Source organism: Reyranella sp. (assembly GCF_030651995.1).
Taxonomy (GTDB): Bacteria; Pseudomonadota; Alphaproteobacteria; order Reyranellales; family Reyranellaceae; genus Reyranella.
The window spans coordinates 19,702-33,553 of the sequence record NZ_JAUSBN010000025.1; the positions used below are offsets into that span (position 1 = coordinate 19,702).

General features: G+C 66.3%; 16 protein-coding genes. 7 read left to right on the plus strand and 9 right to left on the minus strand.

What is annotated here, in order from left to right:
- Nucleotide 1: 1 nt before the first annotated feature.
- Genes otnI through Q7V45_RS06700 form a run of 5 tightly spaced genes read right to left on the minus strand, consistent with a single transcriptional unit; the run spans nt 2 to nt 4,403 of the window.
- Nucleotides 2–787 (minus strand): 2-oxo-tetronate isomerase, encoded by a 786-nt coding sequence (otnI, locus tag Q7V45_RS06680; RefSeq protein ID WP_304848971.1) that lies wholly within the window; start codon nt 785–787, stop codon nt 2–4.
- 13 nt (nt 788–800) lie between these two features.
- A complete protein-coding gene (gene otnC / locus Q7V45_RS06685) occupies nt 801–1,448 on the minus strand; it encodes a 3-oxo-tetronate 4-phosphate decarboxylase (protein ID WP_304848974.1) in 648 nt (215 codons plus the stop codon).
- The gene (gene otnK, locus Q7V45_RS06690; protein WP_304848977.1) at nt 1,445–2,701 is read right to left on the minus strand and encodes a 3-oxo-tetronate kinase; all 1,257 of its coding nucleotides are present in this window, start codon (nt 2,699–2,701) and stop codon (nt 1,445–1,447) included. Before otnK ends, otnC begins: the two co-directional genes overlap by 4 nt.
- Before the next feature lie 8 nt (nt 2,702–2,709).
- Nucleotides 2,710–3,129 carry a GFA family protein gene (locus Q7V45_RS06695; protein ID WP_304848980.1) on the minus strand — a complete coding sequence of 140 codons (420 nt, stop codon included), beginning with the start codon at nt 3,127–3,129 and terminating at the stop codon, nt 2,710–2,712.
- Nucleotides 3,126–4,403 (minus strand): glycerate kinase, encoded by a 1,278-nt coding sequence (locus tag Q7V45_RS06700; protein ID WP_304848983.1) that lies wholly within the window; start codon nt 4,401–4,403, stop codon nt 3,126–3,128. Before Q7V45_RS06700 ends, Q7V45_RS06695 begins: the two co-directional genes overlap by 4 nt.
- Nucleotides 4,404–4,432: 29 nt before the next feature.
- Here Q7V45_RS06700 and Q7V45_RS06705 point away from each other — a divergent pair, with 29 nt between their 5' ends.
- Both Q7V45_RS06705 and Q7V45_RS06710 read left to right on the plus strand, forming a co-directional pair.
- Nucleotides 4,433–5,206: an N-formylglutamate amidohydrolase gene (locus Q7V45_RS06705; RefSeq protein WP_304848986.1), complete on the plus strand. Its 774-nt coding sequence runs from the start codon at nt 4,433–4,435 to the stop codon at nt 5,204–5,206.
- A 60-nt stretch (nt 5,207–5,266) separates the two neighbouring features.
- Entirely contained in the window at nt 5,267–5,563 is a 297-nt protein-coding gene (locus Q7V45_RS06710) for a DUF1244 domain-containing protein (protein WP_304848989.1), read from the plus strand.
- A 153-nt stretch (nt 5,564–5,716) separates the two neighbouring features.
- Here Q7V45_RS06710 and Q7V45_RS06715 read toward each other — a convergent pair whose 3' ends face one another.
- From Q7V45_RS06715 to Q7V45_RS06730, 4 genes are read right to left on the minus strand one after another with little or no spacing between them, the layout of a single operon-like run.
- The gene (locus Q7V45_RS06715; protein WP_304848992.1) at nt 5,717–6,310 is read right to left on the minus strand and encodes a MarR family winged helix-turn-helix transcriptional regulator; all 594 of its coding nucleotides are present in this window, start codon (nt 6,308–6,310) and stop codon (nt 5,717–5,719) included.
- Between the two features lie 37 nt (nt 6,311–6,347).
- Complete coding sequence (locus Q7V45_RS06720; protein WP_304848995.1) at nt 6,348–7,109, minus strand: ABC transporter permease; 762 nt, start codon at nt 7,107–7,109, stop codon at nt 6,348–6,350.
- A 3-nt stretch (nt 7,110–7,112) separates the two neighbouring features.
- Nucleotides 7,113–7,928: an ABC transporter ATP-binding protein gene (locus Q7V45_RS06725; protein ID WP_304848998.1), complete on the minus strand. Its 816-nt coding sequence runs from the start codon at nt 7,926–7,928 to the stop codon at nt 7,113–7,115.
- Nucleotides 7,925–8,902, minus strand: a complete 978-nt coding sequence (locus tag Q7V45_RS06730; protein ID WP_304849001.1) for an ABC transporter substrate-binding protein — start codon at nt 8,900–8,902, stop codon at nt 7,925–7,927. Before Q7V45_RS06730 ends, Q7V45_RS06725 begins: the two co-directional genes overlap by 4 nt.
- 309 nt (nt 8,903–9,211) lie before the next feature.
- On the opposite strand from Q7V45_RS06730, the gene Q7V45_RS06735 reads away from it, so the two are divergent.
- From Q7V45_RS06735 to Q7V45_RS06755, 5 genes are all read left to right on the plus strand, one after another.
- Nucleotides 9,212–10,342, plus strand: coding sequence for an FAD-dependent monooxygenase (locus Q7V45_RS06735; protein WP_304849004.1), 1,131 nt, complete (start codon nt 9,212–9,214; stop codon nt 10,340–10,342).
- 14 nt (nt 10,343–10,356) lie between these two features.
- Nucleotides 10,357–11,319 carry a polysaccharide deacetylase family protein gene (locus Q7V45_RS06740; protein WP_304849007.1) on the plus strand — a complete coding sequence of 321 codons (963 nt, stop codon included), beginning with the start codon at nt 10,357–10,359 and terminating at the stop codon, nt 11,317–11,319.
- Nucleotides 11,320–11,425: 106 nt separating this feature from the next.
- A complete protein-coding gene (locus Q7V45_RS06745; protein WP_304849010.1) occupies nt 11,426–11,698 on the plus strand; it encodes a DUF2312 domain-containing protein in 273 nt (90 codons plus the stop codon).
- Nucleotides 11,699–11,847: 149 nt separating this feature from the next.
- The gene (locus Q7V45_RS06750; protein WP_304849013.1) at nt 11,848–12,804 is read left to right on the plus strand and encodes a tripartite tricarboxylate transporter substrate binding protein; all 957 of its coding nucleotides are present in this window, start codon (nt 11,848–11,850) and stop codon (nt 12,802–12,804) included.
- Nucleotides 12,805–12,931: 127 nt separating this feature from the next.
- Nucleotides 12,932–13,801: a universal stress protein gene (locus Q7V45_RS06755; RefSeq protein WP_304849016.1), complete on the plus strand. Its 870-nt coding sequence runs from the start codon at nt 12,932–12,934 to the stop codon at nt 13,799–13,801.
- The last annotated feature ends 51 nt before the right edge of the window (nt 13,802–13,852 follow it).

Below are 13,852 nucleotides of genomic sequence, written 5' to 3' on the forward strand. Positions count from 1 at the left end.
CTCAGGCCTTGATGCCGTATTTGGCGGCCCAGCCGAGGCCGGCGGCTGTCGTCGTCTTCGGCTTGTATTCGAGGCCGACATAGCCGTCGTAGCCGAGCCGATCGAGCACATCGAGCAGGTAGAGGTGATTGACCTCGCCGATGTCGGGCTCGTTGCGGTCGGGATTGCCTGCGATCTGCACGTGCGAGGTGATCGGGAAGAGGCGCTCCATGCGCTTCTGGAGATCGCCCTCGGTGACCTGCAGGTGATAGAGGTCGAGCTGCAGGCGCAGATGCGGTGCGCCGACCTCGTCGATGATCGCCTTCACCTGGTCGGTCGTGTTGGTGAAATAGCCGGGAATGTCGCGATGGTTGATCGGCTCCAGCACGACGGTGATGCCGGTCTTGGCCGTGCGGTCGCAGATCTTCTTCAGGTTCGATATGAAGGTGCGGTGCATCGCCTTCACGTCGGCGCCAGGCGCGATCATGCCGGACATGACGTGCAGGGTCCGGCATTCGAGGACCCGGGCATAATCCAGCGCCTTGTCGATGGCGGCGGCGAACTCGGCCTCGCGGCCGGGAAGGGCGGCCAGTCCACGCTCGCCCTTGCTGGCATCGCCCGGCGGCAGGTTGAACAGCGCCTGCGTGAGCTTGTGCTTCTTCAGTTCGGCGGCGATCTCGGCGGCCGGCGCTTCATAGGGAAACAGGATCTCGACGGCCTTGAAACCGTGCGCCGCCGCGGCGCCGAAACGCTGCAGGAACGGCACTTCCTGGTAGATCCACGAAAGATTGGCGGCGAGCTTGGGCATTCTTCTTGTCCGATCAGGAAGGATAGGCTTCTTCGACGTCGCGCACCTGGGCGTCCGAGAGGGTGCGTAGCTTGAATCCCTGCAGCAGCAGGTGGAGCTTGGCCGTTTCCTCCAGCTCCTCGATCGAGGCGGAGGCGGCCGACAGCGAGGTTCCGGCGACGACCGGACCGTGATTGGCCAGCAGCACGGCGCGATGGCCCTTGGCGTATTCGCGAATGGCGTCGGCGAGCTTGGGATCGCCCGGCTTGAAATAGGGCACCAGTGGCAGCTTGCCGACCCGCATCACGAAGTAGGGCGTGATCGGCGGCAGGGTCGTCTCGGCATTGTGATGGCAGGACGGGTCGAGGCAGGAGATCGCCACGGCATGCGTGCAGTGAAGATGGACGATGGCGCCGTCCTTGGGCCGCACGTCGTAGACCGAGCGATGCAGCAGCGCTTCCTTGGTCGGCGGATCGCCGGCGACATGCTTGCCCGAGAGATCGATCTTGGAGAGTTGGCCGGGCTCGAGTTCGCCCAGCGAGGAGTTGGTCGGCGTCATCAGCCAGCCATCGGCCACCCTCGCGCTGATGTTGCCGGAGGTGCCGGGGCAAAGGCCCCGCGCGGCGAGCTTGGCGCCCAGCGCGCAGATCTGCTCGCGGATCTTGGTTTCTGCGGTGCTCATAGCCGGTCGAATGCCTTGGTGAAGAAATCAGGGGCGCCGAAATTGCCGGACTTCAGCGCGAGCAGGAGCGGTCTGGCGCCCACGGATGCCGTCCATGGCACGCCGGGATCGATCTCGGGGCCGATGCGGAGCGCCGTGACGTCGAGCGTGCCCACGACGGCGCCCGAGGTTTCGCCACCCGCGACGACGAGGCGGCCGACACCAGCCTCGACGAGTCCGCGGGCCAACGCCGCCATCGTCTTCTCGATCGCCTGGCTCGATTTCTCGATGCCGTACTTGGCCTGCAGCGCCTTCACCGCCTCGGGCGTGTCGCTGGCCGACAGCAGGATCGGCTCCTTGCCGAGTTTGTCCTTGGCCCAGGCGAGCGCCTTGCCGGCCACGTCTTCGCCGCGGCAGATCGCATCCGTGTCGAGAGCGAGATGCGCGCCCTTGAAGGCCTTGATCTGGCCGAGTGTCGCCGCGGAGCAGGAGCCGGCAAGGACGGCCGAAGCGCCTTCTGTCTTCGGCAGCGCATCTGCGCCGGAGCGATGGGCCATCAGGCCGCGGCGGCGATAGGCGGCGGGTAGGCCGAGCGCCACGCCCGAGCCGCCCGTGACGAGGGTGTCGTCACCGATCGCTTCTCCGATGATGCCGAGATCGGTGTCGGCCACCGCATCGACCACGACATGCCGAACGCCGTCTGCAGCGAGCCTGTCGAGCGCTTCACGCAGGACGGCAGAGCCCGACTGGACCTGCTTCAAAGGCACGAGGCCGACCTTGTGCGGCGTCTGCCGCGCCAGCACGCGCACCAAGCTGGCATCCGTCATCGGAGTCAGCGGATGGTGCCTCATGTGCGAGTCCGACAGCAGCACGTCGCCCACGAACAGGTGGCCGAAGAAGATCGTGCGGCCGTTCACCGGAAAGGCAGGGCAGTAGATCGCCTGCTTCGCCTTCAGCGCATCGAGCAGTGCGTCGCCCACCGGGCCGATGTTGCCGGCGTCGGTCGAATCGAAGGTCGAGCAGTACTTGAAGAAGAAGCGAACGCAGCCCGCGTCCTGTAGGACCTTCAGCGCGGCGAGCGATTGGGCGACCGCGTCGGCCGCCGGGATCGAGCGTGTCTTCAGTGCGACGACGACGGCATCGACGTCGCCGGGGATCGTACCCTTCGCCGGCACGCCGATTGTCTGGATCGTGCGCATGCCGCCTTTGACGAGCATGCCCGCGATGTCGGTTGCGCCGGTGAAATCGTCGGCGATCACTCCGAGAATGGCCATGCGCGACCCTAGGCGATCACGGTTGCGGGCATCCAGAACTTTCGGCGTCTGGATCGGCGCTTCACCTCGTCTTCGCCGTCGTAATGATGCAACGGCGGTGCAGCATCGAAGGTGTCGCGAATGTCGAGCGAATTGACGTTAACGATGCCGATGGCGCCGTTTTCCTCGGGCATCACGGCACCAACATAGGCACCGCATTTTGCGCAGAGGAGGTAGTCGGTGATGCCCAGGCCGAAGTGATAGCGGGAGAGGGCGCCGGGCGCGGCCCGGAATTCGACGGTGCCGCCGCGATCGCCCATGGTACGGGCGCCGTGGCGGCGGCAGAAGCTGCAGCCGCAGCGGCCGACCCGCATCTCCTCGGGTTTCTTGTCGGAGGTGAGCGTGATCGCGATCGCGCCGCAGTGGCAGGAACCGGGGTAGGTTGTCATGGCGCGATCAGCGTGACCCTGAAGTCGTTGACGTTGGTCCGCGTCGGGCCGGTGACGAGGCCGTCACCCAGCATCCCGAAGAAGCCGTGCCCGTCATTGTCGTCGAGCATGGCCTGCGGATCGCGCCCCTTGGCGCGCGCCCGGGCAAGCGTGTCGGGCGTGAACACCGCGCCGGCAATGTCTTCGGCACCGTCCACGCCGTCGGTATCGGCCGACAGGCCCCAGATGCCCGCCGCGCCGTCCGCCGCGATGGCCTCGGCCAGCAGATACTCGACATTGCGGCCGCCGCGGCCCTTGCCGCGTACGGTGACGGTGGTCTCGCCACCGGACAGGATCGCCACCGGCTTGCCGCCGCGCTTGGCGATCTCGAGGGCCTGGCGCGCGTGAGCGGCGCCCAACTCGCGGGCCTCGCCTTCGAGATTGTCGCCCAGCATGACAACCTCGATGCCGTGCGCCTTTGCAACGTCGGCAGCAGCCTCGAGCGAGCGCTGGGGCGTCGCCACCATGATCGTCTCGACGTTGGCGAGGCGCGGATCGCCCGGTTTCGGCGTCTCTTCGATGCGGCCGGCGGCACCCTCCTGGAGGTGTCTCAGCACGGCAGGCGGCGGGTCGATGCGGTACTTCGCAAGGACGGCAAGCGCATCGGCGAAGGTCGTCTTGTCGGCGACCGTCGGTCCCGAGCCGATGACGCCGGGATCGTCATTCGGCACGTCGGAGATCAGCCAGGAAAGCACGCTCGCCGGCTGGGCGGCGATGGCAAGACGGCCTCCCTTGATCGCCGAGAGGTGTTTTCGCACCGTGTTCATCTCGACAATGTTGGCGCCCGATTTCAGCAGCGCGCGGTTGACCTCCTGCTTGTCGTTCAAGCTGAGACCGGGGGCCGGCAGCGCGAGCAGGGCCGAGGCGCCGCCGGAGATCAGGCAGAGCACAAGGTCGTCGGCGCTCAGTCCTTGCACGCGCTCGTAGATGCGGCCGGCGGCTTCGCGGCCCTTGTCGTCGGGAACGGGGTGCGCGGCTTCGACGATCTCGATGCGCCTGCAGGTTTCGCCGTAGCCGTAGCGGGTGACCACCAGCCCGTCGAGCGGATGCGGCCACTGGTCCTCGACGGCGCGCGCCATGGCGGCACTCGCCTTGCCGGCGCCGATCACGATGGTCCGGCCCTTGGGTGGCTGCAGTCTCTCGATGTAGGGCGCAAGGCAGGTGGCGGGGCGGGCGGCGGCGAGCGCGGCATCGAAGAGGGCGCGCAGCACGGCGCGGGCGTCGGCATCTTTCATTTGCCCGATCTTCGCACTATAGGGGCGCGATGCAACCGTTGCTCCGGCCGGGCGATCCACCGCCGTTCTCCGTCTTCAACGAACAGGGCCGGGCGCCGCTGTTGCTGCTGTGCGATCACGCCAGCAAGGCAGTGCCGCAGGCGCTGGGCGATCTCGGCATTCCAGAGAGCGAACTGGCGCGGCACATCGGCTGGGACATCGGCGGACTCGACGCAGCGATCGAACTGGCGAAAGTGCTCGATGCGCCGCTGGTCTCTTCCGGCTACTCGCGGCTGGTGATCGACTGCAATCGCTGGCCGGGCGGCGAGGGCTCGACGCCGGAGATCAGCGACGAAACCGTCATACCGGCCAATCAGGGCCTCACCCGGGAACAGGTCGAGGCCCGGGCCGAAGCCTGCTTCTGGCCCTATCATCGCGAGGTCGACCGGCTGCTCGACGCGATGACCGAAGGCGGGCGTACGGTCTGCCTGCTGGTGGTGCACAGCTTCACGCCGGTGATGAAGGGCTTCGTGCGTCCCTGGCATGTCGGCGTGCTGTGGAACGACGATCCGCGCCTGCCCGAGCCGCTTCTGGCCGAGCTGCGCCGCGACCCGACGCTGGTGGTGGGCGACAACGAGCCCTATTCGGCGCGCGCGGCCTACGAATACACGTTGACCGCCCATGCCCGGCCGCGGGCGCTGCCGCATTGTTCGCTGGAGGTGCGCCAGGATCTGATGGGCACGCCGGACGACGCGCGCGCCTGGGGGCGTAGAGTGGCGCCCGCGATCTCGGCTTCCGTCAAGAAGGCTTTGGCGTCTGGTTAAGCCTGCAGCCCGAGCCTATATCCAGAATACAACATCGGCCTGCATCCCCAGGAGACGACCATGGATGACAAGACCCGTACCGAACTGGAAGCCGCCGCCTTCCGGCGTCTGGTATCGCACCTTCAGGAGCGGACCGACGTTCAGAACATCGACCTGATGAACCTGGCCGGATTCTGCCGGAACTGCCTGTCGCGCTGGTATCGCGAGGAGGCCGGCAAGCAGGGCATCGAGGTCGCCGATCCGAAGGCCCGCGAGATCGTCTACGGCATGCCCTACGACGAGTGGAAGGCCAAGCACCAGAAGGATGCGTCGGCCGACCAGAAGAAGGCCTTCGACAAGGCCCATAAGCACGGCTGAATCACCGACACCAACCTCATGCTGAGGAGCGCTCCGACGGAGCGCGTCTCGAAGCATGGGCACGAGCACCACGCTTGTTGCCCATCCTTCGAGAGGGTCGCTGCGCGACCTCCTCAGATGAGGTGGTGCGGGTCTGCTTGAAGTGGAAAGGCTCTAGCCGGGCCAGGTATCGATGGCTTCGGCGAAGCGGGAGAGTTCCGCGAGAAGCCGCTTCTGGCCGTCGTCGCCAAGCTTCTGGAGGCGGCTGCGCTGCACGTCGAAGACGCGGGGGATGGCCTCGTTGATGACGGCCTCGCCCGCCGCCGTGAGCTGGACCCGCAGGGTCCGGCGATCGCTCGGCTCGGCGAGCCGGGCGATCAGGTTCTGTGATTCCAGCTTGTTCAACCTGCTGGTCAATCCCGCGCCGCTGAGAAGCAGCGACTGCACGAGCTGCTTGGGCGTGAGGCAGTAGGGCGAGCCGGCGCGCCGCAGGGCGGTCAGCACGTCGAACGTGCCGCGGTTCAGGCCGAACGGAACCAGCGCTTCCTCGATGAAGGAAGTGCACTGGATCTGGATCCGCGCGATCAGGCCGTAGATCTGCACCGGACTGGTGTCGATGTCCGGCCGCTCGGCGCGCCACTGCGAGAAGATGGCATCGACCTGGTCGCGCGCCGCCCGGGCCTGGGCCGTCGGTCGCCGGCCCGGTCGCTGCGATTTCGCGATTGCGGTCTCCGGGTTGCCTTCGGTTTCCGGCTTGCCGCTGCCCATCTTTCCTCCGTTGATGCCCGTCATTGCACGCGCGGGTTCACGGCGTCCAGTCGACGACCCTTCGCTCGATCCATTCGATGCCATGGAAGAGAGCGATGCTGAGCAGGGTCAACAGGGCGATGGCGGCGAAGGCGAGAGGGGTCTGCGACTGCGACGTCGAGATCAGGATGAGATAGCCGAGCCCTTCCTGGGCGGCCACGAACTCGCCGATGACCGAGCCGATGACGGCAAACGTCACCGCCACCTTGCAGCCGGTGAAGAAGTGCGGCAGCGCCACGGGAATGCGAAGGCGCCGGAAGATCATGTGCTGCGATGCGCCCAGCGAGCGCATGAGATCGAGCATGGTGCGCGGGGCGGCTTCCAGCCCGGCGATCAGGTTGACCAGGATCGGGAAGAAGCAGACCAGGATGACGATCACGATCTTCGGCCACTCCGAGAGACCGAGCCACAGGATGATGAGGGGGGCCACGGCGACCTTGGGCACCGACTGGAGGCCGAGCAGGATCGGATAGAGAAGCCGGCGAGCGGTCGTGTTCAGGGCGATGAGCACGGCCAGCGGCAGGGACAGCGCGATGGCGAGCAGGAAGCCGACCAGCGTCTCGCGCAGCGTCACGAGGCTGTTGAGCGCAAGTTCCGGAGCCCACTGCAGCGCGGTCCTTCCGATTTCGCTCGGGGCCGGCAGGATCCAGGCGGGAACCGCGAAGAAGCGGACGGACAGTTCCCAGGCAATGAGCAGCGCCAGGTAGACCGCCGGGATGGTGGCGCGCCCGGCCAGGCGCGAGGAGAAGGGCGCGCTCATCGATCAGGCCCGGCGGTCGAAGATGATGTCGCGGATTTCCTGCTTGAGTTCCTGGAAGCGTGACAGCCTCGGTGTATCGGCATTGCGCGGGCGCGGCAGGTCGATCTCGAAGTCGGCGCGGATGCGGCCCGGGCGCGGCGACATGACCAGCACGCGGTCGCTCAGCAGGATCGCCTCCTCGATGTCATGCGTGATCAGGAAGGCGGTTCGCCCTAGATCCTGCCAGAGGCCCGACAGTTCGAGCGAAAGCTCCTCGCGCGTCAGCGCATCGAGGGCGCCGAACGGCTCGTCGAGCAGCAGCAGGCGCGGATCCGCCAGCAACGCCCGGCAAAGCGCCGCGCGCTGCCGCATGCCGCCGGAGAGCATCTGGGGACGGTGATCGGCGAAGGCGGCGAGACCCGTCATTTCCAGGAGGCGCAGGGCGCGCTCGCGCGCCGCCGCCCTGGGCAGCGCGAGAACGTCGGCCGGGAGCAGGACGTTCTCGAGCACGGTGTTCCAGGGAAACAGCACGTGCTCCTGGAAGACGATTCCCACCTCGTGGGACGGCGCATCGAGCGGCGTGCCGTAGCGCATCATCGTGCCGGCGTCGGGCCTTTCCAGGCCGGCGACCAGCCGCAGCAGGGTCGACTTGCCGCAACCGGAGGGGCCGACGACGGCGACGAAGCTGCCAGTCGGAATCCGAAGGTCGATCGGGCCGAGCGCATGGACCGACGTTCCCGCCGAGCCGGGGTAGTGCTTGCTCACACCCCGGACGTCGATGGCCGCCACGTCCGCCGCCGGCGGAGGGGCGGCCGCCAGGCCACCGGCGGCCGCGATCATTCGACGAAGCCCGGCGCGTAGAGCTGGGCCGGCTGCACGGGCGACTTCAGGGTGAAGTTCGCCGACATGACCTCGACGGTTCCCGCGATGCTCTTGGGGTCGATGCTGCCCAGCGGCTGACCGGGGACGGTCGCGAGTTCGCCGACGAGCTTCGTCTCGCCCTCGATGATCGCCGGCGCCAGTTCCTTCTGGTACTTGGCCATGATGGAGGCTGCTTCGGCCGGGTTGGCGAAGGCGTCCTTCATGCCCTTGATCGTCGCGCGGACGAAGGCTCGCACGAGTTCGGGCTGCTTGGCGATCGTCTCCTCCGAGGCGATCAGTCCGTTGCCGTAATAGTTCAGGCCCGAATCCTTGTAGGCGATGCGGACCGTTTCCTTCGGCGCGATCGCCGCCGCGATGAGCGGCTCTCCCACGGAGAACTGGCCGATCGCGTCGACCCGGCCGTTGGCGAGCAGCGAGGGCAGGGCGGAGCCTTCCGCGACGACCCATTTCACCTTGGAGGCATCGATGCCGGCGGCCTTGGCGAAGGCCGGGAACAGCAGGCGGACCGAGCTCGACGCGGTATCGGCGATCGTCTTGCCCTCGAGATCCTTGGGAGAGGCGATGCCCGTTCCCTTTACGCCGAAGATGGCCTGCGGCGGCCGGGCATAGACGATCGAGACCAGCTTCACCGGCACGCCGTCATTGCCGCGGGCCAGAACCAGGGAGCCCGCGTCGGCAAAGCCGATCGTGGCGAGGCCGGCCGCGACTTTCTTGATCGCATCGGCGGAGCCCTGCCCGCGCAGGAAGGTCACGTTGAGGCCGGCCTCCTTGTAGTAGCCCTTCTCGCGCGCGACGTAGAAGTACGCGTGCCGCCCGTTGAAGCCGAAGTCGGTGATGAAGTTCACGTCGGTCGCGTGAGCCGGCAAGGCGCTGGCGCCGGCCATGCCGACGACGAAGCCGATTGCAGCGGCGAGACGTCCAAGCAGTTTCATAGATCACATCCTCGGTTCGAACTGGGAAGGCCCCCGGCAGGCTGCGGCGCCATCGCCGCCTTTGAGCGTTCCGTACGCCTTGCATATTTCATTCCATAGCGAATGAAAAGACGAAGGTGCATTTGAATTAGGCGGTCTGCTGGCTGCCCATCATTTGCGCATTGTGTTGGAATAGTGCTATTAAAGTCGGCATTTTTCTATACGCTCTGGCCTGATCCACGCCGCTCATGCTTCCGTTCTTGTCTCTATTCATTCGCTATCGAATGATTTACGAAGAGATCTTCGAACGTCGTGATCGAGGTGGGACGGATGGATCGGCAAACGCGAATCGCAGTTGTCGGCGGTGGGTTGGCGGGGCTGACGGTGGCGGCCCTGTTGCAGCGGGACGGATACCCCGTTGCCGTCTACGAGCAGACGTCGAATTTCTCCAGGATCGGCGCAGGGATCATCCTCGGCGCCAACGTCGCCAAGGTCCTCCGGTCCCTTGGTCTCGAGCGCAACTTCACCGAAACCGGCATCCGGCCGGATGCCTTCGTCAGCCGGGCGTGGGACAGCGGCGAGACGCTGTACGAACTCGTCTTCGACGCGGCCTGCGAGGCCCGGTTCGATGGTCCCTTCGTCAATATTCATCGCGCCGACCTGCATCGGATTCTCCAGGCACCGCTGGTGCCGGGAACGATTCGGTTCGGCCATCGGCTGGCGGGCCTCGACGAGACGCCGGCCGGGATCAGGCTGGCCTTCGACAACGCTGCCAGCGCCGAGGTCGATATCGTCATCGGCGCCGATGGCATTCGTTCGCGCGTGCGCGACGAGATCCTCGGCAAGGAAGAGCCGCGCTTCATCGGGCGCATCGCGCCGCGCGCCGTCTTTCCCGCCGAGCGTCTCGGCGACCTGGGGATCCGCGATTGCACCAAATGGTGGGGACCGGACCGCCACGTGCTGGTCTATTACATGACGGCGCGCCGGGATGAGGTCTATGTGATGGCCGCCATTCCGGCCGATCGCTGGGACGGCGATGGCACGCCGATCCCCGGCACTCGCGACGATTTCGTGTCGGCGCTGGAGGGCTTCCATCCCGAGCTGCTGCGGGCCGCCGAAGCGGCGACGGACGTGACCGTGTGGCCGATCATGGACCGGCCGAGAAATGATCGCTGGCATGAAGGCCGCGTGGTGCTGATGGGCGACGCCTGCCACGCCGTGCGACCGTTCATGGCGGCCGGCGGCTCGATGGCGATCGAGGACGCTGCCATCCTTCATCGCTGCATCGTCGAGGCCACCGATACGGAGGCGGCCTTCCGCCGCTACGCCGCCAACCGGATTCCGCGGGTCGCCGAGGTGCAGCGCATCTCGATCGCCAACACCTGGATGCACGGGCCGACGGAGGTCGACTGGTTCTTCGCCTACGATCCCTGTAGCGCCCCGCTCGACGCCGCCCCTTGATCATGGAGCCGCCAATGTCCGTCCTCGATCCCGCTGCCGCCGGCGACATCCGCCCCGACCCGATGAAGGTCCGCGATCTCGTCGGCTATGGCGAGCGACCGCCGCATCCGCACTGGCCGGGCAATGCCAGGATCGCCGTCAACTTCAACCTCAATGTCGAGGGCGGCGGGGAGTCGACACTGTTGAATGGTGACGCGGTGTCGGAAGGGATGCTCAATGACATCGGCGTGGAGGCCAAGACCGGCCGCCGGGTGCCGCTGGTCGAATCAGTGTTCGAGTATGGCAGCCGGCGGGGCGCCTGGCGGCTCCTCGACATTTTCGCGAGGTTCTCCGTGCCGGTCAGCGTCCTGGGCGTCGCCCGCGCTCTCGAGCAAAATCCGCTGCTCGCGCGGGCCTGCGTCGAACGCGGCCATGAGATGGTCAGCCACGGCTATCGCTGGATCGATTATGGCGACGTCGACGAGGCGACCGAACGCCAGCATGTCCGCCAGGCGGTCGAGATCCTGATGCGTCTCACCGGAACGCGTCCACTCGGCTGGATGACGGGGCGTCCCGGCGAGAACACGCGGCGGCTGGTGGTCGAGGAGGGCGGCTTTCTCTACGATCGCGACTCGCTCGCCGACGAACTGCCCTACTGGGTCGAAACCACGCACGGCCCCCACCTGGTGATTCCCTATTCATACGAAGCCAACGACAATCGCTTCGACGCGAATTCCGGCTTCTCGACCGGTCAGGACTTCTTCGAATACATGCGCGACGCCTTCGATTTCCTCTACGAGGAGGGGGCGGCGGGCTCGCCGAAGCTGCTGTCGATCGGCCTTCACGACCGGCTGATCGGACGGCCGGGCCGCGCGGGCGGCCTCGTCAAGTTCCTGCAGCATGCGACGGCGCGCGAAGGGGTCTGGTTCTGTCGCGGCATCGACATCGCGCAGCACTGGCGAACACGCTTCCCGGCCCGTGCAGAGAGCGCCGGATGAGGGGCTGCCGTCCCCGTTATCCCCACGTTTCAGCGCGTCGATGTAATTGAGTGGACATGGTGGTCGCTTCTATGGTCTTGCCGGTCGGACCATGGAGTAGCTGGACATGCCGGACGGAAGCGCGATTTCCAAGAAGACAAAAGCGGGCCCGATCTCGGCCGACCGCCTGAAGAGTTTCATCGAGCGCATCGAGAAGCTCGAGGAAGAGCGCAAGGCCATCGGCGGCGATATCAAGGACGTCTACAGCGAGGCCAAGGGTGTCGGCTACGACGTGAAGACCATGCGCAAGATCGTGTCGCTGCGCTCCATGGACGCCTCCGACCGGGCGGAGGCGGAGACGCTGCTCGACGTCTACAAGCACGCCCTGGGAATGGTCTGAGCGAAGCCTGACCGGTACGGATTTCTGATTTCGCAGGGGGCTCGCGGTCGCTAGGCTCCTTCACGGCGAATGCTCCGGCAAACGGGAGCACGCCCTGGAGGAATGCCATGCGGAAATCCGCACATCAGTCGATACTCTCGAGGCGCCACGTGTTGCGCCTGCCTGCCGCTGCCGCCATCGCGACGGCCGCACTGCCCGCCTGGGCCCAGAGCTTTCCATCGCAGCCCGTGCATATCGTCGTGCCGTTCCCGCCCGGAGGCGGCACGGATGCGCTGGCGCGGGCGGTCCAGGAGCCGATGCAGAAGGCGCTGGGCGGCACGGTGATCATCGACAACAAGGGCGGCGGCGGTGGCAGCATCGCCCATGAGTTCGTGGCCAAGCAGCCGGCGGACGGCCACTGGATGGTGGTGAGCGCCAACAACCTGCCGCTCTATCCCCACATCGTGGCCAAGCTCGGCTTCGATGCGAAGACGGCCTTCGTGCCGATCGGCTTCATCGCCAAGCAGGAATCCGTTCTGGTCGGCAGTCTCGATGCACCGTGGCCGGACCTCAAGGCCATCATCGCTGCGGCGAAGGCGGCACCCGGCTCGGTGCAGTACGGCACGGCGGGGCTGACCACGCCGATGCACCTCTCGACCGAGCAGTTCGCGATGCTGAACGGCCTCAAGCTGACGCACGTGCCGTTCCGCGGCACCGGCCCGCTGGTTACCGACCTGCTGGGCGGCCACATCAAGCTCGGCATGTCGAGCATCACCAGCGTGGCGCCGCAGATCGCGGCCGGCAAGCTCAAGCCCTACGCCATGGCGTCTCTGGAACGCTCATCGGTCGCCCCGACCATTCCGACCTTCAAGGAACTGGGCGCGGGCGATGTCGACGGCACGATCGTCTACACGCTGCTGGCGCCCGCCGGCACGCCGCCGGCAACCGTCGCCCGGTTGAACCAGGCGCTGAACGCCGCCGTGGCGACGCCGAGCCAGAAGGAAGACCTCGCAAAGCGCGGCTTCGTCGCAATGGGCGGCACGCCGGAGCAACTGGCCGACTGGCTCAAGTTGCAGGAGCAAATCTGGGTACCGGTGCTTCAGGCCGCCGGCATCAAGCCGGAATAGCGAGAAGGGCTCCGCATCTCTGGTCCCGATATTGATCCAGGTCAAAGCGCAGGATCACATTTCAGTCGATGTGCTATTGCGAAAGTAAGCTGGAGAGGGAGCCATTCATGACCTTTCGGCGTCCGCGATGACGAACGCAGCAGCCGCGTCCGCGCCGTCCAAAGTGCTCGTCGCGACGGACCTGTCCGCGCGATCCGATCGCGCGGTCGAGCGGGCCGTCCTCCTGGCGAAGGCGACGGGTTCAGCCCTCACGATCCTTCACGTGGTCGACGCGGAACTTCCGCGGCGGACGGCAGATCGGCTGGTCGATGAGGCCCGCGAGTTGATTGGCGAACATGTCGCAGCACTGAAAGGCGCCGAAGCGATGGCGCCTGACATCAAGGTCGTGCTCGGCACGGACTACAAGGAGATCGAGGACGTCGCCTTGAAATCCGGGTGCGAACTCATCGTTCTCGGCGTTCACCGCAACGAGACACGTGATCTCTTCCGTGGCACTACGGCGGAGCGCGTCATTCGCAGCCGTGCGTGCCAGGTCTTGATGGTCAAGGCGAGACCGCAATCCGACTATCGCCGCATCATGGTGGGGGTCGATTTCTCCGATTGCTCGCGGCGCGCCATCGAATTCGCAGTGAAGTTATTCCCGAATGCGGAGTTTCACCTCGTCCATGCGTTCGATGTCCCCTTCAAGGCTTTCCTGAGGAGCGACGACACTCGTCAGGAAGTGTCGAGGAGCCATGAGGAAGAGATGGACCGGTTCGTCAAGGGGGACTTCCCAGCGCTTCTTCCTCTCCTGCAGGCGGCGCCCGCTCGCGTGTTTCAAGTCCTGAAACAGGGGCCCGCCCGCGACGTGATCCAGGATCAGGTCGATGAGCTGAAGCCGGATCTTCTCGTTCTCGGTACTCATGGGCGGAGCGGCATCGCGCACGTCGTCATGGGAAGCGTCGCCGAGGATCTTCTGAGCTACCCTCCCTGCGACATCCTCGCGGTGAGGCCTTGATGTCTCGCCTGACCGTCGGTCCTGGTCGATCCGAAGGTTCCTCCCGGCAGG

Bases quoted from the DNA above. Each gene is read 5' to 3' on its own strand.
- Q7V45_RS06695 (WP_304848980.1), bottom strand. From the start codon at position 3,129: ATGACAACCTACCCCGGTTCCTGCCACTGCGGCGCGATCGCGATCACG.
- Q7V45_RS06705 (WP_304848986.1), top strand. From the start codon at position 4,433: ATGCAACCGTTGCTCCGGCCGGGCGATCCACCGCCGTTCTCCGTCTTC.
- otnC (WP_304848974.1), bottom strand. From the start codon at position 1,448: ATGAGCACCGCAGAAACCAAGATCCGCGAGCAGATCTGCGCGCTGGGC.
- Q7V45_RS06710 (WP_304848989.1), top strand. From the start codon at position 5,267: ATGGATGACAAGACCCGTACCGAACTGGAAGCCGCCGCCTTCCGGCGT.
- Q7V45_RS06720 (WP_304848995.1), bottom strand. From the start codon at position 7,109: ATGAGCGCGCCCTTCTCCTCGCGCCTGGCCGGGCGCGCCACCATCCCG.
- Q7V45_RS06745 (WP_304849010.1), top strand. From the start codon at position 11,426: ATGCCGGACGGAAGCGCGATTTCCAAGAAGACAAAAGCGGGCCCGATC.
- otnI (WP_304848971.1), bottom strand. From the start codon at position 787: ATGCCCAAGCTCGCCGCCAATCTTTCGTGGATCTACCAGGAAGTGCCG.
- Q7V45_RS06735 (WP_304849004.1), top strand. From the start codon at position 9,212: ATGGATCGGCAAACGCGAATCGCAGTTGTCGGCGGTGGGTTGGCGGGG.
- Q7V45_RS06755 (WP_304849016.1), top strand. From the start codon at position 12,932: ATGACGAACGCAGCAGCCGCGTCCGCGCCGTCCAAAGTGCTCGTCGCG.
- Q7V45_RS06700 (WP_304848983.1), bottom strand. From the start codon at position 4,403: ATGAAAGATGCCGACGCCCGCGCCGTGCTGCGCGCCCTCTTCGATGCC.
- otnK (WP_304848977.1), bottom strand. From the start codon at position 2,701: ATGGCCATTCTCGGAGTGATCGCCGACGATTTCACCGGCGCAACCGAC.
- Q7V45_RS06725 (WP_304848998.1), bottom strand. From the start codon at position 7,928: ATGATCGCGGCCGCCGGTGGCCTGGCGGCCGCCCCTCCGCCGGCGGCG.
- Q7V45_RS06730 (WP_304849001.1), bottom strand. From the start codon at position 8,902: ATGAAACTGCTTGGACGTCTCGCCGCTGCAATCGGCTTCGTCGTCGGC.
- Q7V45_RS06715 (WP_304848992.1), bottom strand. From the start codon at position 6,310: ATGGGCAGCGGCAAGCCGGAAACCGAAGGCAACCCGGAGACCGCAATC.
- Q7V45_RS06740 (WP_304849007.1), top strand. From the start codon at position 10,357: ATGTCCGTCCTCGATCCCGCTGCCGCCGGCGACATCCGCCCCGACCCG.